This window comes from Blautia sp. LMAG:36, from assembly GCF_008680535.1.
Taxonomy (GTDB): Bacteria; Bacillota; Clostridia; order Lachnospirales; family Lachnospiraceae; genus Blautia_A; species Blautia_A fusiformis.
In genome coordinates this window covers 212390-234286 of the sequence record NZ_NALB01000006.1, presented here as the reverse complement: position 1 = coordinate 234286, position 21897 = coordinate 212390, and the positions used below count along the sequence as shown (strand labels likewise).

The 21897-nt window shown below is 46.5% G+C and carries 19 protein-coding genes and 1 pseudogene; 2 read left to right on the top strand and 18 right to left on the bottom strand.

The window, feature by feature from the left end; translation table 11 throughout:
- Positions 1-7 precede the first annotated feature (7 nt).
- From CCC17_RS08430 to CCC17_RS08345, 18 genes and pseudogenes are all read right to left on the bottom strand, one after another.
- The gene (locus CCC17_RS08430) at positions 8-262 is read right to left on the bottom strand and encodes a hypothetical protein (protein WP_059086214.1); all 255 of its coding nucleotides are present in this window, start codon (positions 260-262) and stop codon (positions 8-10) included.
- Between the two features lie 254 nt (positions 263-516).
- On the bottom strand, positions 517-1209 hold the full coding sequence (locus tag CCC17_RS08425) for an LrgB family protein (RefSeq protein WP_110102746.1): 693 nt from the start codon (positions 1207-1209) through the stop codon (positions 517-519).
- Positions 1206-1568: a CidA/LrgA family protein gene (locus CCC17_RS08420; RefSeq protein ID WP_015525571.1), complete on the bottom strand. Its 363-nt coding sequence runs from the start codon at positions 1566-1568 to the stop codon at positions 1206-1208. The genes CCC17_RS08425 and CCC17_RS08420 overlap by 4 nt, the downstream gene beginning before the upstream one ends.
- A 272-nt stretch (positions 1569-1840) precedes the next feature.
- The gene (locus tag CCC17_RS08415; protein WP_022427149.1) at positions 1841-2308 is read right to left on the bottom strand and encodes a metallophosphoesterase family protein; all 468 of its coding nucleotides are present in this window, start codon (positions 2306-2308) and stop codon (positions 1841-1843) included.
- 189 nt (positions 2309-2497) lie between these two features.
- Positions 2498-3685: pseudogene (locus CCC17_RS08410) on the bottom strand (endonuclease Q family protein); the annotation flags it as partial.
- A gap of 188 nt (positions 3686-3873) precedes the next feature.
- A complete protein-coding gene (locus CCC17_RS08405; RefSeq protein ID WP_243164923.1) occupies positions 3874-5214 on the bottom strand; it encodes an MBL fold metallo-hydrolase in 1341 nt (446 codons plus the stop codon).
- A gap of 84 nt (positions 5215-5298) precedes the next feature.
- Positions 5299-5793 carry a GNAT family N-acetyltransferase gene (locus CCC17_RS08400; RefSeq protein ID WP_118368486.1) on the bottom strand — a complete coding sequence of 165 codons (495 nt, stop codon included), beginning with the start codon at positions 5791-5793 and terminating at the stop codon, positions 5299-5301.
- A gap of 158 nt (positions 5794-5951) precedes the next feature.
- On the bottom strand, positions 5952-6716 hold the full coding sequence (locus tag CCC17_RS08395) for an ABC transporter ATP-binding protein (protein WP_118368487.1): 765 nt from the start codon (positions 6714-6716) through the stop codon (positions 5952-5954).
- Positions 6716-7519 carry an ABC transporter ATP-binding protein gene (locus CCC17_RS08390; RefSeq protein WP_287082925.1) on the bottom strand — a complete coding sequence of 268 codons (804 nt, stop codon included), beginning with the start codon at positions 7517-7519 and terminating at the stop codon, positions 6716-6718. Before CCC17_RS08390 ends, CCC17_RS08395 begins: the two co-directional genes overlap by 1 nt.
- Positions 7520-7529: 10 nt before the next feature.
- On the bottom strand, positions 7530-9086 hold the full coding sequence (locus CCC17_RS08385) for an ABC transporter substrate-binding protein (RefSeq protein WP_287082924.1): 1557 nt from the start codon (positions 9084-9086) through the stop codon (positions 7530-7532).
- 46 nt (positions 9087-9132) lie between these two features.
- Positions 9133-10002, bottom strand: coding sequence for a nickel transporter permease (gene nikC, locus CCC17_RS08380; RefSeq protein ID WP_287082923.1), 870 nt, complete (start codon positions 10000-10002; stop codon positions 9133-9135).
- Positions 9999-10943, bottom strand: a complete 945-nt coding sequence (gene nikB / locus CCC17_RS08375; RefSeq protein WP_118062337.1) for a nickel ABC transporter permease — start codon at positions 10941-10943, stop codon at positions 9999-10001. Before nikB ends, nikC begins: the two co-directional genes overlap by 4 nt.
- A gap of 132 nt (positions 10944-11075) precedes the next feature.
- On the bottom strand, positions 11076-13025 hold the full coding sequence (locus tag CCC17_RS08370) for a dipeptide ABC transporter ATP-binding protein (protein ID WP_287082921.1): 1950 nt from the start codon (positions 13023-13025) through the stop codon (positions 11076-11078).
- A gap of 25 nt (positions 13026-13050) precedes the next feature.
- A complete protein-coding gene (locus CCC17_RS08365; protein ID WP_173758419.1) occupies positions 13051-14637 on the bottom strand; it encodes an ABC transporter substrate-binding protein in 1587 nt (528 codons plus the stop codon).
- 91 nt (positions 14638-14728) lie between these two features.
- Complete coding sequence (locus CCC17_RS08360) at positions 14729-15646, bottom strand: ABC transporter permease (RefSeq protein ID WP_147603207.1); 918 nt, start codon at positions 15644-15646, stop codon at positions 14729-14731.
- Entirely contained in the window at positions 15640-16632 is a 993-nt protein-coding gene (locus CCC17_RS08355) for an ABC transporter permease (protein ID WP_178016227.1), read from the bottom strand. The genes CCC17_RS08360 and CCC17_RS08355 overlap by 7 nt, the downstream gene beginning before the upstream one ends.
- A gap of 416 nt (positions 16633-17048) precedes the next feature.
- Entirely contained in the window at positions 17049-17966 is a 918-nt protein-coding gene (locus tag CCC17_RS08350) for a LysR family transcriptional regulator (protein ID WP_129975116.1), read from the bottom strand.
- Between the two features lie 4 nt (positions 17967-17970).
- Entirely contained in the window at positions 17971-20412 is a 2442-nt protein-coding gene (locus CCC17_RS08345) for a methyltransferase domain-containing protein (protein WP_173761414.1), read from the bottom strand.
- A gap of 256 nt (positions 20413-20668) precedes the next feature.
- On the opposite strand from CCC17_RS08345, the gene CCC17_RS08340 reads away from it, so the two are divergent.
- Both CCC17_RS08340 and CCC17_RS08335 read left to right on the top strand, forming a co-directional pair.
- On the top strand, positions 20669-21304 hold the full coding sequence (locus CCC17_RS08340; RefSeq protein ID WP_022427162.1) for an endonuclease III domain-containing protein: 636 nt from the start codon (positions 20669-20671) through the stop codon (positions 21302-21304).
- 47 nt (positions 21305-21351) lie between these two features.
- Positions 21352-21885 (top strand): DUF3877 family protein, encoded by a 534-nt coding sequence (locus CCC17_RS08335; RefSeq protein WP_161209162.1) that lies wholly within the window; start codon positions 21352-21354, stop codon positions 21883-21885.
- Positions 21886-21897: the final 12 nt, after the last annotated feature.

The window sequence follows — 21897 nt, the reverse complement described above, 5'->3', positions numbered from 1 at the left end:
CGTTCTGCTACTTGTCTGTCAGTGATGCTACCACTGCAAAATATAATACCATGAATGACAATACAACAGCAACGATATCTGCTCCGCGGAAATCAAAATTAAACAGCATCGCCCCGCCAAGCATGATCTCCATTGTAAGAAGTGCGCCCAGTACCATTGCCATTCCTGAGGAAAGCTTCTGTCTGCCGCAATGTCCGTTCTCAGCTTCCACATATCTTCCTTCTGCCAATACTGCCTTCCTGCTGCTCTCTGTATTCCACATAAGATCCATCCTCCCTGTCCTATGTTCGTCTCACGATTTATCGAACATATTTTCCAAACATATTTTCTGTATGTTTGCATTATAGCTCATTTTTAGTCCAATAAAACGGTACAAATATGGTTTTTCCGAACATTTGTTTATTTTATACAAAAATATGTTCGTCTTTAAGATCCACAAAAAAAGCCTGCCGTAAACGACAGACTTGTAAAATGTAACACTTTGAAAGGGCATTTGAAATCCTATGATATCTGCTTTTACATCATTCCCGCAAACACAGACGCACCTATAACCGTAAGCAATCCGGCTACGGCAATGGCAAGGCTGCTCATGGCTCCTTCTACCGGGCCAAGCTCCATGGCTTTGGCTGTTCCGATAGCATGGGCAGATGTTCCAAGTCCAAGACCTCTTGCAATCGGCTCCTCGATCTTTGCGATCTTGTAGACAACCTCTGCGATCATATTTCCCAGAACTCCTGTGATGATGATCACAGCAACGGTGATGGTCACGATACCGCCAAGCTCCTCGGAAACACCCATTCCGATAGCAGTTGTGATAGACTTCGGAAGCATGGTGACATATTCCTGATGATCAAAGCCAAACAATTTCGCCATAAGCAGAATGCTGCAAAGCCCGGCCAGCGTTCCGGAAAAGATCCCGGCAGCCACTGCCTTGAGATTTTTTTTCAGCAGATGGATCTGCTCATAAAGGGGCACTGCCAGACAGACTGTTGCCGGGGTCAGCAGATAGCTGATATATTTTCCACCTTCATTATAATCATCATAATCAATATGGAAGATCAAAAGAACACCAATAACACAGATGATCGAGATCAAAAGCGGATTAAAGATCGCCATTTTAAACTTCTTTTTCAGGATCAGACCGATCTCATAGGCGATCAGACTTATCATTGCTCCGAAAAATGCGGAGTTTTTTATGAATTCCATCATTTTTCAGTTCCTCTCTTTCCCATACGGATCACTCCCTGTGTTACTTTTCCTGTTACGACCATTACGATCACCGTGCTGATAAACGTCATGATGAGAACCGGTACACAGATCGGTTTCAGAGTACTCCAGGCTGTGATCAGTCCCGCACCAGCCGGCACAAACATCACCGGCATGATCTCAACCAGAAAATCTGCCGCACCTTTGACCTGATCCAGCTTCAGAATACCTGTGAGCAAAGCCACCAGCATAATGATCAATCCATAGACACTGGCCGGTACCGGAAGTGGAAGAAAGGTTTTCAGTAATTCTCCAATGACGGAAATCAACAGGATGATGCTGAACTGTTGCACATGCTTCATGTTGCATCCCTCCTGATTCATGTAAAGCGCATATTCACATTTTGCTTTACTGCATACTCATGAACGCAGCTGCGTTCAAAGTCTGCGCTCAAACGAATTTTTCAAAAGTGGTAAGACCACTTTTGTTTTAAACGTTTTTTTATTATACGCTACAAATCCAAAATTACAAGGATTGTATCCAATAAAATACAAAAAATCCTTTTATGCATCAGCGTATTCCAGTAATCTACAGAAACAGCTCTGCATAAAAGGATCTATAAACAGGGTTATGATCATTTCCTGGAATTTTCCGCCAAAATGATTTTTTCCACCTGATATTTGCCATCCTCCACAGTCATCACCGCCATGGTAACCTCTCCGCCAAAGCGGCTTCTTCCACAGCTTCCCGGATTCAGCCACAGTCTGCCATCGATCATCTTCTCAAAATATTTGTGAGTATGCCCGAAGATGACCACCTGTGTGTCCCCCAGCTCCCACGCAACGTCTTTTTTGTTATGAACCATAAAAAATTTTACGCCGCCAATGGTAAAGCTTAGACTGGTGCGGAGATTTTCCGCCCAGTCTTTATCATTATTTCCACGGACCACATAGAGATTCCCCATGGAACGCAGTACATCCAGGATCTCATCTTTATTGACATCTCCGGCATGAAGAATGTATTTGCAGTCTTTTAAGATTTCCAGTACCTCCGGCCGCAAAAGACCGTGAGTGTCTGATATAATGCCGATTTTTTCTTTCATGATCTCTATCCTGCTCCAATCCTTTATCATTATCGCCTTTTACCTTTTGCAGCTCACGCTATGACCGGCAATACTCTTCACAATACATAAATATTTAACAGCTGCTTCTTTTCACACCATTTCAGAAATTTTCTTAATTGGATCAAGCCGATATTCGCAATCCCGCAGAGGACTTACCTGCTTCGCTTAAAACAATTCTATTTTTCCATATTCTCCGTCAGATCCCGGTTTCCGCAACACTTCTCCTGCACGGAGCCGCCGGATGCCTTCCGCCAGAACTTCTCCGCCGGCTTTTCGGATATCTTCCGGCGGAACCTCTCTCAATATGGTAAATTCTGCACCTAGTTTCTCAAGCAGAGCCTCGTACTGTCCCTGAACTTTTTTGCTTGCCGTGGAAAATCCCACGCAGGCGGAGATCACCTCTGGCAGCGGCATCAGGCTTTCATATGGGCGGCCGCTTTCCGGCATGGCCGCTGAACTCTCGTCACGGTCAGATAACTGCAGGATCCGGTGATCCACACCCATGGTCAGTTTCTTTCCGCACACCGGACAGATACCATTATACTTTTCTGCCTCTCTCGGGCTCAGGCAGACGCCGCATTTCCGGTGTCCGTCATAATGATACTTTCCCTCTTCCGGAAAAAATTCGATGGTGCCCGTAAGTCCTTCTCCCTTCTGCACCGCATTCCACAAGCCCCGGTAGGAAAGCTCAATATCCAGAAGATCTGCTTCCCGTCCAAGTTTTGACGGGGAATGTGCATCAGAGTGTGATACCAGCTGATATCCATCCAGCGCCGAAATCTGCCAGTTCATCACTGGATCTGAGGACAGTCCGGTTTCCAGTGCATGAATGTACGGAGTCAGATCCTCAAAGCACTCTTCTATGGTATCAAAACCGGACTTTGCCCCAAACAGGGAAAAATGTGGCGTCCAGATATGCGCCGGAATATACATGCCTTCCTCACTGACTTCCAGCATGATCTCCAGAAGATCATGACAGGGCAGGCCAAGGATAGGACGTCCGTCTGAATGGATATTTCCGATCTTTTCCAGCCTTGCGGCAAAAGCATCTGCCTCATTGAATCCCGGAAGCAGGATCAAGCTGTGCACCTTCCTGGTTTTTCCGCCTTTTTTATAGATGGAACTGATCTCACCGGACAATACAAATCTGGGTGCTTTTTCAGGATAGCGTGACGCCTCCGGCAAAACATATTCATCTTTCAGCCGGAACAGTCCCTGTTCTGCAGGGATCAGCTTCGCCTTCAACTCCTGCCGCCAGATGGGATGTGTCATATCTCCGGTTCCAAGGAGTGTAATCCCTTTTTTCCGCGCCCAGAGATCCAGCATCTCCGGCGTGCCATCTTTGCTGGTTGCCATGGAATATCTGGAATGTATGTGCAGGTCTGCGATCTGTTTCAAAACTTTTCCTCCTGTATCTCTTTTCCTCTGTCCACATGTACATCCTGTCTTTTTAACAAAAACGCAGACAAAGAAATTACCGTCTTCTTTGTCTGCATGAATGACCGGATCGTATATAACTCAACAGAAATCCATCTGTAACATGATCAGATATCTTTATAATACGATGGTGATATCACATCATACTCCCTGCAGGAGCATCCGTTCTCATAGCTGTCACAGCAGTCACAGTTGGAACAATACATATGCGCGTCATTAATATAAAATAAACCGCCATACTGCATGGAAGTGCGCTGATTCTTGGATTTCTTCTTGCTGTTGTCGTAGTAGGCTCCGTTGGGGATCATCATATTCTCCGGGGAGAAGCTGCTGAAATCAAAGAAATGGGATTCCGTACCATGATGTGGTACCTTGATACACCAGTAATGCTCATGAAGCGGAATCCTCCCATCATAGTTTTCTGCGATCATCCTCATGTACTGTGGCTGTACATCTCCGGTAAACAGAAGATTCAGCTCTCCGTCGCCAGTATTCTGAAATGCCAGACTGATCTTGTGGCGGAACTGACGCAGAAAATGCCCCTGTTTTTCCGCACTTTCCAGAAGTGCCTGAAATTCTTCGGTTGCCTGTAATTCACGGAATTTCTTTTCCAGCTTTTCCGGTTTAAGGCGACGTGCTCTCTCTTTTTCGGCTTCTTCCGGAACCTCTGCTGTATCCTCAGCTGCTGCGCCTGTATCTTCCATTATAAGCTCCAGCTTCTCCTGCGTATATCCTTCGTTTTCCCCACCAGGCTCTGTCTGTCCTGTCAAAGAGCGCTCGGATTCCTCTGTATCCTCTTCCACCAAAGATGCCTCAGACAGTGGAGCAGATTTCTGCTCTGCTTCCGGCATCTCCTCTGTCATGGACAGGAACAGCTGACGTACCTCCTCCGCAATGTTCACAAGCTCGGTCATTGCATTTTCATGATTCTCGATCAGGGAATTAAATACGCCCTCCGTTTCCCGGCTGACTTCCCTGAGATCCGGCCAGAGCGCTGTATATTTTCCCTCAAACTCTGAGCCTCTGGATAAAAGGTCGATCTTTACCCTTCTGGCGCAAAGAGCTTCTGCAAGGGCAAAAAGGCTGACACGTCTTCCGGGAAGGCTGGCCTTTTTTGTCACATCCGCAAGGAGCAGAAGCGCCAGTGTGTATTTCATTTCCGGACTGGAAAATACATCCGGAAGATAGATCTTTTCAAATTCGTAGGCATCTCTTCGGTAACGCATCATATAAAGCAATCCGGAAACATGGTCCGGATGAAAATGTGTCAGAAGCAGATTTTTTTTGCGGATAGTGGTAAGATCTGAGATGATCACATCAAAAACCTCTCTCCGTGGCCGCCCTTCGATCTTGCTGTTGGCTGCCCCGAAATCCACAAGCAGGCTGCTTTTTCTGTCACGGATACAGAAACAGTCTCCGAACCCCACATTGTACATTCGTATTCTCATTTATTTTTCCTCTGGTTTCTTATTCAGCTGACCTTCGTTTTTGCAGCTGACTCTTCTTTTTTCTTCTGTTACTGTCTTCATTTCTCAGAACCAGATCTGCATATCATACCAGGTTGCTCCGCCATGACAGGAATCTGCCACACCCAGCTTCTTCAGTCCGTGGCTCTCATAGAATGGGATCATATGCTCCTTGCAGGTAAGGATCAGAGCTTTTTTTCCGCGCTCTTTCGCAAGCTCCTTGAAATATTCCACAAGCTCTCCGGCGATCCCCTGATGACGGTATTCCGGGATCACATTCAGTCCGAATACCGTCTGGATGTCCCCGTCCTTTCTGTGAAGCGTGATATCATGATAAAATTCATCCGGGAGTACTGGTTTATCTGTGGTTCCTCCGTTGATAAAGCCTACGATCTGCTCATCCTTTACTGCTACAACGAAATTCTCCGGGAATGCTCCCATACGCTTCACAACTTCCTCATGACTTGCTGCCTCCGCAGGTGGAAAACAGATTGCCTCGATCTCTGCCAGACGATCCGCCTCACCGGGATCTGCCAGTCTGATCTGTAAATTTTCTGCCATTTTTCGTGGTCTCCTCTATATTTATTCCGTTTTCATCCGGTTTCGATTCTTTTTTAATTATATCGGGTGAGGGAAAATGCGTCAACGTGTAACCTGCAAAAAAGCCCTCAGTCTTCACACTACTGAGGGCTTCGTTCTTTTGTTTTTATCTGTCATTATCACAGCACTGACCGGATCAGCTGCTCCGTATACTCTGTCTTCGGATGCTCAATGATCTCTTCCGGTGTCCCTTCCTCTTCCACATGTCCGTCATGCATCACGATCACCCGGTCGCAGAACAGCTGGACAAGGGCCAGGTCATGGCAGATAAAAAGAAAGGACAGCTGGTTTTCTTTTTTTAACTTCTGAAGCAGCTCCATGATCTGTTTCTGCACAGTCACATCCAGGGCGCTGGTTGCTTCATCACAGATCAGCACTCTGGGTTCCACAGCCAAAGCTCTGGCAATAGCCGCTCTCTGGCACTCTCCTCCGCTGACCTGATGGGGATACCGATCTGCATATTCCGGAGTCAGTCCGCAGGTAAGCAGAAGCTTTTCCACACGGTTCCTGGTTTCCTTCTTACTTATCCCCATATTCCGGAGACTTTCCCCGATTCCGTCCCCAAGAGTGCATCTGGGGTCAAAGGATTCTGCCGGTGTCTGAAAAATCATCTGCATTTCCCGGTAGATTTCCCGGAGATTTTTTCCCCTTGCATGTGTGATATCCTTTTCCATGAGAAAAATCTCTCCGGCGGTGGGTTCTGTCAGATGTGTGATCATCTTCGCCACAGTGCTTTTTCCTGAGCCGGATTCCCCTACGATTCCTAATACTTCCCCCGTTTTCAGAGAAAAGCTTATGTCTTCTACAGCCGTGAAGGATTTTTTACCGGTGGTGAAGCTTTTTTTCAAATGATGTACTTCCAGAATGTTTTTATTTTCTGTCATCATCTGCCTCCATTTCCGGTACCTGTACGTTTCAGACGAGGTACCGAACTCATAAGCTCTTTTGTATAGGGATCCTCCGGATCTGTCAGAACCTGAGCTGTTTTTCCGTATTCCCTCACCTTTCCGTTTTTCAGTACCAGAACCTTATCTGCCATTTTTTCCACCACACCGATGTTGTGTGTGACAACGATCATGGCTGTTCCGTATTCCTTACGCATCAGCAGCATTTCCTCAACTACCTGTTTCTGTATGGTTACATCCAGGGCACTGGTAGGCTCATCTGCCAGAAGAAGTGACGGATTCTGCAGCATGGAAATACAGATTCCCACACGCTGATTCATACCGCCGGACAATTCAAATGGGTAGCTTTGCAAAACACGTTCCTCATCCTTGAGGCCAATCTTAGCCATCATCCGGACGGCGCGCTCCGCACACTCTTTACGACTGATCCTTTCATGCTCCCGCATACTCTCATAAATCTGATCGCCCACGGTGCGGATGGGACAAAGGGCTGCCCCTGAATCCTGAAAGATCATGGCAATCTCCGGTCCCAGAAGTGTGCGGAGTTCTTTTTCCTGCATGTCCACTATATTTTTTCCTTTGTACCAGATATCGCCTTCTGTCACCATGCCTTCGTTTCCCAGAAGTCCCATAACTGCCTTGATGATGGTACTTTTTCCGCTTCCGGATTCGCCTACCACTCCCAGGATCTCTCCTTTATTCAGTTCCAGATTTATATCCTGTACAACTATTTCTCCATTATAGCAGATCGTTACATGTTCCATTTTTAATAATGGTGTCATTTCAAATCTCCTACTTCACTTCCAGATCCGCCGTGATCTCATAATAATCACATGGATGAGCAGTCAGCCCTGATACATTTGACTTTGACACAAGTCCCATATTCAGATGAGAAACAAAGAAATACGCATCATCATCCAGAATGGTCTGCTGTGCTTCCACAGCAAGCTTACCTCTCTCATCTGTATCAAAGGTCTCATGCAGCTTCGCTACGATATCATCAACATCCGAATTGCTGTATTTGCCATAATTTTTGGCAGCGTCAGATACAACTGTACTTGTGAAGAAATATTCCGGATCACCGGTAGGTGCAGTTGTAAGTGAGCTTACATATACATCAAATTCTCCGTTCTTCGCATACGTCGCATGATCTGCTGTATTGTTAACATTGACCTCAATTCCGATGTCCTTTAAAGTGGACTGTGCATATTCTGCAAGCTTAGGCTGTTCCAGACGGGTTGGATAGGTCAGCCATGTGATGGACAGCTTCTTTCCGTCCTTATCTGCATAGCCATCTCCATCCGTATCTGTCCATCCGGATTCTTCCAGAAGCTTTTTCGCCTCTTCCGGATCATAGGACGGTGCCTTTACTGCATCGTTTCCATAGGAAAAGCTGCTTGGGAAGGCTCCCACTGCCGGAACACCTCGTCCCTCCATGATCACACTGCAGAAGCCGTCCTTATCGATTCCCATCTCAATGGCTTTTCTCACATTCTGATCCTGCATCAGCTCGGATTCCATATTAAATTGTCCGAAGAAACAACGGCTTGTTGCTACAGAGCTGATCTGATAGTCCGGATTTCCGTCAAAAAGTGCATAGTTATCATACTGAAGTCCATAGGTTCCCTGTATATCGCCTGTCTGCAATGCCGCTGTCAGAGCACTTCCGTCTGAGAAGGATTTTACGATAACGTTGTCTACCTTTACATCTCCGCCCCAGTAATCCTCATTTTTTACCAGCTTAATCTCTGTTGGAGATACCTCTGTTGCAACATAAGGGCCTGTTCCTGCCACATTTGCAGAGCCGCCCTCTCCCTGTACGCCATAATCCATATCAATGATGGCACCATACGGGTCACCGAGATAATTGATCAGTGCCGGACATGGTTCGGAAGTATGGATCGTTACTGTCATTCCATCTGCTTCGATCTTATCGATCTTCATATCGTAAGGTGCACGGTCATGGTTTGCGATCAGATCTTCCAGACATTCCTTTACCGCTTCTCCGTCCATGGTTCTTCCGCTGGAAAATTTCACACCATCACGAAGGGTGATCTTTACTGTATTATCGTCTGTAAATTCATAGTCTGTAGCAAGCCATGGCTCTACCTCCATGTTGTCATTGTACTTAAACAGTGTTTCTCCTACGCCATAACGAAGACAGCTCCATCCGGAATAATTGTCGTGAGGGTTTAATCCTGCATCTCCCATTTCTTCACTATATCCGGTAGTTCCGTAAACAAATGTAGTTCCTTCTCTCTTTTCTTTGCTTTTTGCCGCTGCCGGAACTCCTGTCATGCTCATGACCATTGCCGCTGCAAGCACTGCTGCCAGAATCTTTTTCTTCATAATCTCCGCTCTCACTTTCTCTATTATGTTTATTTATAAGTGCCTGTTATCCTCTTCTCCTGTTTCGTTCCTTCGGATCCATATAATCCCGGATCGTATCTCCCAGAAGATTAAAGATCATTACTGTAATAAAAATCGCCATTCCCGGCGCAAGTACCATCCACGGTGAAATCTGCAGCATACTTCTTCCATCGTTGATCATACTTCCCCATTCTGCCATTGGAGGCTTTACCCCAAGCCCGAGAAAGGAAAGTCCTGCCAGCTCCATCATCATGGTTCCGATATCAAGAACTGACGTAACAAGGATGGGGCCTGCGATATTGGGAAGGATATGTTTGAGCAGAAGCTTTCCTGTACTGCTTCCGGAAAGCTTCGCCGCCATAAGATATGCAGAGTCCTTCTGAGTCAGAGTAAGCCCTCTGGCAAGTCTCGCAAACTTCGGCCAGCTGATCACTGTCAGGGCAATGATCGCATTCTGGATACCGCCTCCCAGAACACCTGCTACTGCCAGGGCAAATACCAGTCCCGGAAAAGCCAGGAACAGATCGGAGATACGCATCAGAACAGTATCGGCTTTGCCGCCCTTCCAGCCACAGAAAACACCAATAGCCGTTCCTGCCACAGTGATCACCGCAACCAGGAGCAGCGTTGCATAAATACTGGTCGTACTTCCTATGATCACACGGGAAAGCATATCTCTTCCATAACGGTCTGTCCCGAGCAGATGCTCCGGTCCCGGCGGTTTCTGGGCAAGTGCCAGATCCTGGGCATAAGGATCATAAGGGCAGAGATATTTTGCAAATGCCGCTACAAACAGAAGCAATACTGTGAGCACAAGAAAAAAGACAAGCTTTGCTTTTGTATGATTTTTCCGGATCTTCTGCTTCCGGACTGTGATATTATTTTTTCCACTCATGCTCTGTCACCTCCAAGTCGTACTCTCGGATCCAGATAGTGGTAAATAATATCTGTCACCAGATTTACCAGAACATAAATAACCGCCATCCAGGCCACATAAGCCTGGATGATCGGATAGTCACGCATGGTGATCGCATCTACCGCCAGTTTTCCGACACCATCCCACATAAAGATATTTTCTACAATGGCAGTTCCTCCCAGAAGATTGCCGATGGACAGAGCCAGCAGTGTGATGATCGTCAGCATGGAAGCCTTCATTACACTCTTCCAGATGATCACACGACTGCGGATCCCTCTTGCACGGGCTCCGGTCACATAATCCTTATTCAGTTCTTCCAAAACCGTGGCACGCACCTGTCTGGTATATTTTGCAGCCATGGAGATCGCCAGTGTCAGTGTCGGCAGAATGATACTCTGTCCGAGATCTGTATTTGTGACTACCGGTAAAACGCCCAGCCTGATGGACAGAAAATACATCAGGACCATGGCAGCAAAAAAATTCGGCATGGAATTGCCGATAAAGCTTAAAAATCTTATCAGATAATCTACCCATTTGTTGTGCTTTACTGCTGACAGGATTCCCAACGGGATCGCAAGAACAATTGTAAGAAGGATCGATGACAGAGTCAGCATCATCGTTGCCGGAAGCTTTGAAATAAAGGTTTCATAGACATCTCTGTGAGACACATAGCTCTCTCCCATATCTCCGGTTACCATTCCCGCAAACCAGGCAGCATATTGTACAAGGAATGGTTTATCAAGGCCATATTCTGCCTTCGCCTTATCAATGACCTCCTGAGATACTGCAGAGCCTGCATTTTCATACATATAAGTTACTGCATCTCCGCCAGCAAGCCGCATCATGGCAAAAGAAAGAAATGTGATCCCGATCAGGACCGGGATCAGCTGCAGCAACCGTTTTATTATATATTTTCCCATATTTTCCTCTCCGCACTTTGTTTCTCAGTATTTCGAATAACAAAAGTTTAACAACACGGCTGTTCTGCCACAACCCCGGCGGGGGGATTTTACATATTCCATTTTGTCATGCATATGTATTCCATTATGCTCTTATATTCTCACACAGTGACATGCGGATAATTCTTTCCAGCCCTCTCCAAGAGACTGTGGCTCTTCATACTCGATCAGCCTCCGTTTTCTCTCTTCCAGCGGATCCGGGATATGGATCGCAGAAAGCAGGGACTGTGTATAAGGATGCTGCGGATTTTCAAAAAGCTCTTTTGTAGGTGCCATTTCTACCAGCTTTCCGTTTTTCATCACACCGGTTGTATCACTTAAAAAACGTACCATGGACAGATCATGGGCAATAAAAAGAAAAGAAAATCTTTTTTCCTGCTGAAGCTTTTTAAAAAGCATGACAATCTGTGCCTGGATAGAAATGTCCAACGATGCGATCGGTTCATCTGCAATGATAAGACGTGGTTCCATGAGAAGGCTTCTTCCTATGGCAACTCTCTGTCTCTGTCCGCCGGAAAGCTCTCCCGGCTTTTTCGCCAGAATGCTTTCATCCAGTCCTGTCTCCTTCAGAATTTCCCGAAGCCTGTTCTCCAACATTTCTCTGTCACGGATCCTACGGCTGATCTTTACAGGCTCCAGCATGATCTGCCGTATGCTCATTCGGGGATTCAGTGCTGCGCCCGAATCCTGAAAGATCATCTGGATCTCCGTCTGCATTTTCTTCCGCATTCCGAAAGGATCCTTTTTATCCGGCACTCTTGCTCCCTGATAAAAGATCTCCCCGCCAGTAGGCCGGTAGATTCCTGCAAGCGTTCTGGCTGTCGTGGATTTTCCGCAGCCGGTCTCTCCCACCAGTGCCATGATCTCACCTTCCCGGATACGGAAGGAAACATCATCCACTGCATGGATCGTATAATCGGAACGGATACGGAAATGCTGCTTCAGATTTCTGGCTTCGATCAGTACAGGCGCCTGTTTCTGTTCTGTTTTCTGTAAAAATGACATTTCCTTTTTATCCGGTTTCTGTTTACGGCCGCTGTTTTCCTGTAATCTTTCCTTCAAAATGGAAGGCTTTTCTATTTTCGGAGCTCTTTCATCCAGAAGCCATGTGGCTGCATAATGCGTATCACTGACCTTAAACATCGGAGGAGTCTGTTCATAATCGATTGCTAGTGCCTGGGGATTCCGAACGGCAAACGCATCTCCCGGCGGAGGATCCAAAAGAGAGGGCGGCATTCCGGGGATCGGATTCAGCTCCCCTTTTTCACCTGCAAATACAGGCAGAGAAGACAGAAGTCCCCAGGTATAAGGATGCCGGGGATCATAATAAACATCTTCCGCTGTCCCGATCTCAATGATCTTTCCTGCATACATAACTGCAACTCTGTCTGCGATCCTTGCAACAGCTCCCAGATCATGAGATATGAACACAATACTGATCCCTGTTTTTTCTCTCAGCTCAAGAAGCAGATCCAGAATCCTTGCTTCCACGGTTGCATCCAATGCTGTAGTCGCCTCATCGGCAAATAATATTTCCGGATCACAGGCCAGTGCAATAGCCAGCACACAACGCTGACGCATTCCTCCGGAAAAAAAATGAGGCTGCAGGCCATAGCGCTGTTCTGCATCCGGAATCCCTACCAGCTTCAGCATTTCCACAGCTCTTTTTTTCGCCTCATCCCTGGATACTTTCTGATTTTTGATAATAGCCTCTGTGATCTGTTTGCCAACCGGGATCGTCGGATTCAGCGTCAGCATAGGGTCCTGGAACACCATGCTTACCTTGCTTCCGCACAGCTTTTCCATTTTTTTTCTTTTATAGGCTGTGATATTCTCTCCGCAGAGACTGATCTCTCCGCTTTTTACATGTGCATTCGGTGGCAGAAGCTTCATCACACTACGGCACATAACGGTTTTTCCACATCCGGACTCACCTACGATACAAAGTATCTCTCCTTTTTTTACCGTGAGATCAACATTCCGAACGGCCTGTACCTCGCCGTCCGGTGTGTCAAAGCTTACCGAATAGTTTTTTAATTCCAAAACGGTTTCCTGCATGATCTTTTCCTTATTTTGTAATGGTCCAGTCTTCAATATTCCACATAACACCTACGGAATGATGTCCCAGAACACGTGTGGTATCCAGTCCGTCAAGTCCGGAAACGCCTACATAATCTCCCTGAAGATAAGCAACCAGAAGGATTCCAGGTGCCTTGGCATATGCCTTTTCGAATTCACTATATGCTTCTTTTCTGGCTTCCTCAGTCTCACCGTGACGGCCTTCCTCAAGATATTTATCCACATCTGCATTGGAATAATGCATGTTGTTTCCACTTGCGTCGGTTACAAAGTTTACATATGCCATATCCGGGTCAAACTGTGTTGAATAGCCGGCAAGAAATCCATTGTATCCTGCATCCCAGTCAAATTTGGTAACAAGCTTTACTTCCATTTCCACACCAGCCTGCTTCAGCATATCAGACATGACATTGGCAATATCCACACGCTCTTCTTCGTAATCACGTACCTGGATGGTAAAGTGGAATTTCTGTCCGTTTCTCTCATAGATCCCATCATCACCTTTTTTCCATCCCAGCTCTTCCATCTTCTTTGCAAAGGTATCCAGATCATAGGAGTAGATATTGGCTTCCTTATCTGTTCCGAGAGGGTTTCTCTGGATCGGGCTGTATGCCGGCTCTCCCTGTCCTGCAAGAACACCTGCAATAATGGAATCCTTATCCAGCGCATAATTCAGAACGCCGATGGAATCTCCGTTTTCCTTCCAGAAATCTGTGCTCATATCCATGGCCGCTCCACGGTAATCTGCTGTGGTGAACTCCCAGTAATTATATCCGTCCTTATCCTTGAACTGAGAAGCATAGTTGGAATTCAGCCATGCAAGATCCGCCTCGCCGGACTGGAGCATGGTTGCCTTTGTAGTCTCATCCGATACTGTACGGTATACAACGGTTTCAATATTCGGAACCTTTCCGTAATAATCTTCATTTCGTTTCAGTGTGATCATTCCGCCGGTAGCATCCCAGTCTTCAAATTTATAACGGCCTGTTCCCACCGGATTCTGGTTAAAGGATGTGGTATTCACGTCCTCTCCTTCCAGAAGATGCTCAGGAAGGATTCCCATGGTAAAGTAATCCAGCATGGCAGCATCATATTGATCCAGTGTAAAGATCACAGTCTGATCATCCGGTGCCTCAATGCTTGTAATGTCCTGATAGTTGCTGGTGATGCTGGCTCCCAGGGTTTCATCCTCTGTAAGCTCCTTATAGGTGTATACAACATCCTCTGCATTGAAATCTTCTCCATCATGCCACTTAACACCATCTCGAAGTTTAAAAGTATAGGTATTGGTATCCTTGTCAAAGGTATAACTCTCTGCAAGATCCTCTACCGGCTTTCCATTGGCATCATATTTCATCAGTCCTGAAAAAATAAGATCCGGAAGTTCATCATGGTTATTCAGAAGGGGATTAATTGTACTTTCTGACTCACCTGCATATACCAGAGTTTTGTTTTCTTCTGCCGCAGCTACGGTTACCGCACTGCCTGCAGCTGCTCCTGTACATGCTGCGGTCACTGCTGCCAGTGTTATCGCCGCATATTTTCTTCCATAGTTGATTCCTGTTCTCTTTTTCATTCTGTTTTCCTCATCTTTCCTTATTTTCAAACCGGTTATCTACACTTCGGAATGCTTCATCACGGTTTGTATTCAAATATTTTTGACTGCATCAGAGATTGCTGTAATGGTTATTTACCTCACTTCTCACAAAGCTACCCATACTGGTAATGCACATTAAAGTAATGACCAGAAAAACTCCCGGGATCACGATCACCCACCAGGTATTCATGATCAGTGCTTTATTTGCCAGTGAGAGCATACTTCCCCAGGAGACTACATCTGCCGGAAGCCCGAGGCCAAGGAAGCTTAATGTAGATTCCATGGTAATACAGCTGCTTATCGAAGAGATCACCACAAACATGATCGCCGAAACAAAATTCGGGATCAGATGGTGATACATCACATATCCAAAACTTCCTCCGCAAAGTCTTGCATACATCACATAATCACTGTTCCTTATCTGCCGCACTTCACTTCTTACAATACGTGCCAGTGCAAACCACCCGGTAATACCGATGATCACAGATATGCTGATCACATCATCGGCCTGAAGGACCGCAGACAGGATCAGGATCAGCAGAAGGGTCGGAATACTTCCGCACATTTCCGTAAACCGCATCAGAACCGAATCCACCTTTGGACCTGCTGTTCCACTGATGCATCCGTAGGTAACACCGATCACAGTAATAATCGCAGCACCCAGAAGTCCGATCACCAGAGAAACCCTTCCGCCATACCAGATCAGTGAATAAATATCTCTTCCAAGCGAATCCGTTCCAAAGATAAACTCCTTTCCTGGCGGTGTATTCAGATTCTGGAGATAAAAACCTGAGGGATCATGATTTGCAACAACATTTGCAAATACACAGCCCAAAACGATCAGAAAAAGCAGGAACATGGAAAATACCGGTTTCCCCTTCAGCTTTTCCTGAAATGTTTTTTTTCGTTTTTCAGATTCATGCTGCTTCCACCCGGCGCCAACTACCTGAAAAAGCTCAGCTTCTGAAAGCTTCCGGTCAGCTACCATACCCTCACCTCCGAATCCTTCATTCTTGGATCGATCTCTTCATTGACAGTCTGTGCAACAAAGCTGCTTAAAAATACGATAAATCCCGTGATCAGCACATCGATCATCAGCAGGTTATAATCATGATATTTTGCAGATTCCACTGCAAGATTTCCAATTCCCGCATAATTGAAAACAGCTTCCACAGTTACAGTCCCACCGGTTACATGGGGTACCGAAACTGCCATGATACTCACGATCGTCGGCATTACATTTCGAAGACAATGCTTCCACAGGATCTTTCTTTTGGAAAGTCCCTTGGATCTGGCAAGAAGTACATAATCCTTCCGCACCTCATCCAGGAATTTGTTACGTATCATATATGCGTAATACCAGAGATGGCTGAAGATCATTACTACCAGCGGAAGGATCATATGCTTCATACGATTGCCGATACTATCTGCCATTCCTACATCATAGGCACCGCTGCTTGGGAACCATCCAAGATTTACACTGAAGATCAGGATCAGTACCACACCAAGCCAGAAAGCCGGCACATAATAGGTTGCTGTTCCGATCTTGCAAATCAGCCGGTCGATCCACTGATCCTCATGGAGCGTACAGAATATGGCGATCAGAACTGCCAGTATAAAGATCACAATATAAGCAATTCCTCCCAGCACCAGAGTATTTCCGATCAGCGGTTTGATCACATTCATAACCGGCTGCCTGTATTTCAGCGACAATCCGAAATCACCATGGACTACATTGGTAAACCACCTTACATACTGTACCCCGATCCCCTGATCCAGTCCTAGTCTCGTTCTGGCCGCAGCCACTTCCTCGCTGGTCATCATTTCCAGGGAATCTCCGTAAAAGGACTGCAGGGGATCTCCCGGTGCCAGTCTCGCCAGCCAGAACACCACCACAGACAGCAGAAACATAACCACAGCAAGCAGAAGGATCCGCTTCAGGATCCGGATGACGAGTTTATTTTCTTTGTTCATAATTTTCCTTTCCCACTGCCCTTTACAGTTCAGACAGACATTCGCATTCCGCTCTGCTGCATGCTCATGAACACAAATCGTGGAACGATTTGTGTTCATATTTCAAAAGCAGTTATGGCATCCAAAACCATAACTGCTTTTGAAAGGGTCGTGTTATTATTCGACAAAACATTTGTATGCACAAATAGGAGTGCGCGGAGGTTATGTGCATCACAGTGTTTTTATATTCAGCACGCGGAGTGTGCTGCTGATATTATTTTATCATTTAACAGTTTTCGGACAACCCCGGTACGGGGATATTGGACAGTCGGGTTTGGCATGGATGTGTATTCCATATAAAAAACGGGACTTTTCTGTATCAGGAACCTGTGTCCCGTGCAGAAAAATCCCGTCTGGTCTTTTGCTTTATTCTTTTATCACTTCCCGGAAATCTGAAGTCTTTCCTTCACGAATCCCAGAAAATCCTTTCCCTGTTCACTGAGCTCTTCACCTCTCCGGCAAATGCACCCGTAAACAAGTTTCTGGCCTTCTCCCGGAAATGTATATTTCACGGAGGAATATCCCGGATCACGGCCGGAAAGATCCGCACCACTGATATTACACAACTCTCCGGACCCAAGAAGACGTTCCACGATATAATCACTGTTTGTTACGACTACGGTCTCTGCCTCCACTGCGGAATGACCGTTTTCCTCTACAAGGTTCCGGTAATTATCCGGGGAAAATTCATCGGGAAATCTCTGGATCAGCCTGAGCTGGGACATATTAAAATCTCCCTCATCTGCTGTATCTGCTTTCCCTTTCCCGGTATAAATATTTACCTCGGTTTCCGTCAGCAGCTCAAATTCCAGGTAATTTCGGGAAAGAAAATACTGGAATGCTGCCAGCTGATTCTGCATCACATAGGCGAATCCCATATCATCCTGTCTGCCTTTCACACGTTTTATGATCTCATGGGTATCTGCTGCGTAAACCTGATAATGAAGATCATCGCACTTATGTGCTTCATAATACGTTACGAAGATATCCGCAAACCAGGAGCTGGGATGAAAGCATACACACAGGCTGCTTTTTGCAAGTGGCTGTGCCTGCATTTCCAGCTCATCTATATTTTCCAGAATCCTCTGCACATGGATATATGCACGCTCTCCTTCCAGTGTCAGCTCTATGCCCTTTGCATGACGGACAAACAGCTGGGTACGCATATCATCTTCCATGGAACGGATTACCTTGCTTACATTTGACTGCGTGGTAAAAAGCAGCTCTGCAGCCTGGCTGAAGGAGCCTGTTTTGGCACAGGCTGCAAAATATTGTATCTGTTTTATATTGAGCATGATCCTACCTCTGTTTCTTTGCAAAGATCAAAAACATCGGGGTCGGATTGTAAAACTCGTCTTTTTCTGTATAAATACGTTTGCTGATACCAAGGTCAAAGGAAAATTCTTCCACACCTATACGGCTCAGCGTTTCCAGATCCCATGCCGGACGCAGAAAAGAACTGATGGGCAGCTGCCGCTTGATATCCTCGCATTCCTGCATCAGCTCATCCTGGATCTGATGATGGGCATGATTCTCCGGAAGATCCGCAGTGTCCGCAAAGTCTGCTGCTCCGTAGTTTGCATCCAGATTGATCATCACTCCGCCTGGTTTCAGCACGCGGAACCATTCCTGATAAGCGTGTTCTGCATCCGGCAGTGTCCAGGTAAGGTTTCGGGATACGATTACGTCAAATTCCTCATCCGGGAAATCCGGGTTTTCCGCATCCATGACTGCAAACTGACAGTCTGCTTTTTCTTCCTCCGCCAGCTCCTTTGCATGAGTGATCATATCCGGTGTCAGATCGATCCCGGTTACCTGATGGCCTTCCTTTGCAAGAAGAATGGTAAAAAATCCGGTTCCGCAACCTACATCCAGGATTCGGAGATTCTTTTTCTCAGGCAGATACTTCTTAAGCTCAGTCATCCAGCGGCCTGCAAGTGCACTGTGAAGCTCTGCTCTTCTCTGTTCCAGAAAGCTGTCGCTGCGCCTGGTCCAGTACTGGGCGATCCTTGTTTTCCGCTCGTCTTTTTCTCTTACGATATTTCCGTAGGTGATCACAGGGCCGCCTTCCACAACCTGAAGACTGGATACCTGATAAAGGATCACACCATCCATGTCTGCACGACAGATTTCCTGTACATTTCCCTCATAATCACGGATCTCGCCAAGATACTCATCCTGATGAACAATATCGCCTGGTTTCTTCACCGGGTACCAGAGACCGTTGACACTGGCGCACTGATAACGCACATCATCCATTTTCAGCGGATAGTACGTACTGTGGGAACGGATTCCGTTATAGGCTCCGATGCTGCAGAGGATATTTCTTACATCTCTTCGCATGGAATCCACTTCCTCCCGTTCCCAGGTTCCCATACAGCCGCGTTCCAGAAGGACCGCCGGAATATGGAAGGTACTTGCCGCATAATTGTAGGCGCCGCCTGTACTCACATTTGACTGTACCATATATGGGACATCAACCTGCTCTGCCATTTTTCGGGAAGCTTCCACGATCTCTGGCTTTGCCACGCCTGCAAAATATACATACGGAGTCAGCTCCTCATAATCATCACCGCCGTGAAGATCGATATAATAATCTGCCTTCCGGATCAGGGATTCTGTGATGGCCGCTGCCAGTCGTTCCATTTTTGTGCCATCTTTTCTGCCAGGGAAAACACGGTTCAGATTTTTTCCGTCTTCCCAGCTGATGCTGCCTGCACGCTTCTCAAAGTCTTCCCGGTTCAGTACCTTTACCAGAACCAGCTGGCCCTTTACCTTTTCCGGTTTCAGCCGCTTCGACAGCTCGATCAGAGTCTGGATCCCTACATACTCTCCTGCATGAAGACCTGCTGTGACGAGAACGGTTTTTCCAGGATCTTTTCCACGGATGATGGTTGCAGGAAGGACAAATTCTCCATCTCCGAGCTCAAGAAAGCCTTCTGTTTTTTCTCCTGCCGCAACCGGAAGATTCAGGAAATGATCCGGCTTTACACCAGTTACCATAAACATTGGTGTGGACTGATAATTTAATCTCTCCTCCTCACTCCAGACCGTTTTCCATATTTCTGTGTCTGTGCGAATCCCAAGAAGTCCTGCTTCTCTGAGAGTTTTTACATCCCACTGGGGACGACTGATCTTTGACAGCGGTACCTGGAGGGCAATCCGCTCCATGCGCTCAATATCCGTACAGAGATAGTGATCATCCAGGCTGTTGTTTTCCACATTTTTCCGGTCGTTTTCGTAGGCCTTACGCTGCTCTTCCTCATAAAGATAACCGTACCAGTTGGCATCAAAATTCAGAAGTCTTCCTCCTACCTTCAGTACACGGACCCACTCTCTGTAAGCAACATCAGGATGCTCCAGATTCCAGGTAAGATTTCGGGAAATGACCACGTCAAAGGTATTATCCTCAAAATCCAGCTTCTGTGCATCCATCCTCAAAAAGCGGATATTCCGGCAAAGGTCTCCTGCATTTTCCTTTGCCTTTTCCAGCATTCCTTCCGTATAATCCACTGCATCTACATGATATCCGGCTTCTGCCAGGATCACAGGAAAAAATCCGGGGCCTGTTCCGATATCCAGGATACGGATCTCTTCCTTGGGTTTGTCCGGAAACTGACTGGTCAGCACCTTAAGCCATGCGTTTTTCTGCGTTCCTGCAAGCTCTTTATGATTCACTTCGGAGTACCCTTCTGTACGGGTGCTCCAGTAAGATTCGATTTCATCGAGAAGTTTTTCCACGTTGATTCCTCCGCACTTTTCTATTCACGTGAGGGAGATCAGGTCCCTCACAGGTCACGTTTAATGTACCAAATTGTCAGGGTATTAACAAGCCCCTGGGGGGGATTCCCAAAATTGCTCTGCTGATAAAATTCCCAAATGCCACACACTGCTTCTGTACTCCTGTCCACCTTGTAATTCTCCGAATGCTGTGGTATCATCCTGGCTGTAGTAATTCAGTAATATAACCGAAATTGAAAGGATGGTTCATATACAAATGACAACACAGGAACTGGCCTATGAAGTTATCAGCCGTTTAAAAAAGGAATATCCGGATGCAGACTGTACACTGGATTATGATGATGCCTGGAAGCTTCTTGTAAGTGTCCGTCTGGCAGCTCAGTGCACCGATGCCCGGGTCAATGTAGTTGTTCAGGATCTCTATGCAAAATACCCAGATGTGGCAGCCCTGGCAGCAGCAGAGCCGGAAGCGATCGAAGCCATTGTACGTCCCTGCGGCCTTGGAAAAAGCAAAGCCCGGGACATCAGCGCCTGTATGCGCATTCTCCACGAACAGTATCACGACAAGGTGCCGGAAGACTTTAACGCGCTTCTGAAACTTCCCGGTGTGGGCCGAAAAAGCGCAAACCTAATCATGGGTGACGTATTCGGCAAGCCCGCCATTGTAACAGATACTCACTGTATCCGCCTTTCCAACCGCATCGGCCTTGTCCATGACATGAAGGATCCAAAAAAGGTGGAAATGGCTCTCTGGAAGATCATCCCTCCGGAAGAAGGCAATGATCTCTGCCACCGTCTTGTCAATCATGGAAGAGAAGTCTGTACAGCGCGGACAAAGCCTTACTGTGACCGCTGCTGTCTCAATGATATCTGCGAAAAAAATGGGATCTGAATGTATGCAGTTCAATAAACCTTCAGACCCCGGAAAGGAAAAACATAATGAATTTCAAAAAACTGGAAAATAATCTCCTGGATATGATCCAGGAACAACAGGTAAAGATCGGATACATGAGCGGAGTTACCCGTTTTTATTATCCGCTGCAGTCTCTGAACCGCCTTCTTGGCACAGAGCTTACGGAAGAAGAAATGCAGCATGCAATGGAAGAATTCTCAGATCATGCCTGTGACCGTCTTGGAAAAGTAACGGCTTCTTCCAAAAACGGGCGTTTCTGCATCACCCTGCCGCCTCAGGCCTCGGACTACGTTCACGAAAACCGGAAGCCGAGTGAATTTCTGGTACGCTTTATAGGCACGGTTGCCCGTCATGGCTGTACTCTGGATGAAGTGATGGACGTTTTTCATGCTTATTCCGACCATGTACACATGGAAAAAACAACCGGAACCGGATTTGATTATCTTGTATATTTCGAAGACGGGATTCCGGATGACTACCGGTATTGTCTGTCCCTGGAGGGTGAGCATATGATCTATCATAAGTTCACACCTGAGGACTATGAGGACTTCGGATTCTGATCTCCGAACACC

Bases quoted from the DNA above. Each gene is read 5' to 3' on its own strand.
- CCC17_RS08415 (WP_022427149.1), bottom strand. From the start codon at position 2,308: ATGAAAGAAAAAATCGGCATTATATCAGACACTCACGGTCTTTTGCGG.
- CCC17_RS08405 (WP_243164923.1), bottom strand. From the start codon at position 5,214: ATGAGAATACGAATGTACAATGTGGGGTTCGGAGACTGTTTCTGTATC.
- CCC17_RS08395 (WP_118368487.1), bottom strand. From the start codon at position 6,716: ATGACAGAAAATAAAAACATTCTGGAAGTACATCATTTGAAAAAAAGC.
- CCC17_RS08360 (WP_147603207.1), bottom strand. From the start codon at position 15,646: ATGGTAGCTGACCGGAAGCTTTCAGAAGCTGAGCTTTTTCAGGTAGTT.
- CCC17_RS08385 (WP_287082924.1), bottom strand. From the start codon at position 9,086: ATGAAGAAAAAGATTCTGGCAGCAGTGCTTGCAGCGGCAATGGTCATG.
- CCC17_RS08420 (WP_015525571.1), bottom strand. From the start codon at position 1,568: ATGAAGCATGTGCAACAGTTCAGCATCATCCTGTTGATTTCCGTCATT.
- CCC17_RS08340 (WP_022427162.1), top strand. From the start codon at position 20,669: ATGACAACACAGGAACTGGCCTATGAAGTTATCAGCCGTTTAAAAAAG.
- CCC17_RS08390 (WP_287082925.1), bottom strand. From the start codon at position 7,519: ATGACACCATTATTAAAAATGGAACATGTAACGATCTGCTATAATGGA.
- CCC17_RS08350 (WP_129975116.1), bottom strand. From the start codon at position 17,966: ATGCTCAATATAAAACAGATACAATATTTTGCAGCCTGTGCCAAAACA.
- CCC17_RS08400 (WP_118368486.1), bottom strand. From the start codon at position 5,793: ATGGCAGAAAATTTACAGATCAGACTGGCAGATCCCGGTGAGGCGGAT.
- nikC (WP_287082923.1), bottom strand. From the start codon at position 10,002: ATGAGTGGAAAAAATAATATCACAGTCCGGAAGCAGAAGATCCGGAAA.
- CCC17_RS08430 (WP_059086214.1), bottom strand. From the start codon at position 262: ATGTGGAATACAGAGAGCAGCAGGAAGGCAGTATTGGCAGAAGGAAGA.
- CCC17_RS08355 (WP_178016227.1), bottom strand. From the start codon at position 16,632: ATGAACAAAGAAAATAAACTCGTCATCCGGATCCTGAAGCGGATCCTT.
- CCC17_RS08335 (WP_161209162.1), top strand. From the start codon at position 21,352: ATGAATTTCAAAAAACTGGAAAATAATCTCCTGGATATGATCCAGGAA.
- CCC17_RS08425 (WP_110102746.1), bottom strand. From the start codon at position 1,209: ATGATGGAATTCATAAAAAACTCCGCATTTTTCGGAGCAATGATAAGT.
- CCC17_RS08365 (WP_173758419.1), bottom strand. From the start codon at position 14,637: ATGAAAAAGAGAACAGGAATCAACTATGGAAGAAAATATGCGGCGATA.
- nikB (WP_118062337.1), bottom strand. From the start codon at position 10,943: ATGGGAAAATATATAATAAAACGGTTGCTGCAGCTGATCCCGGTCCTG.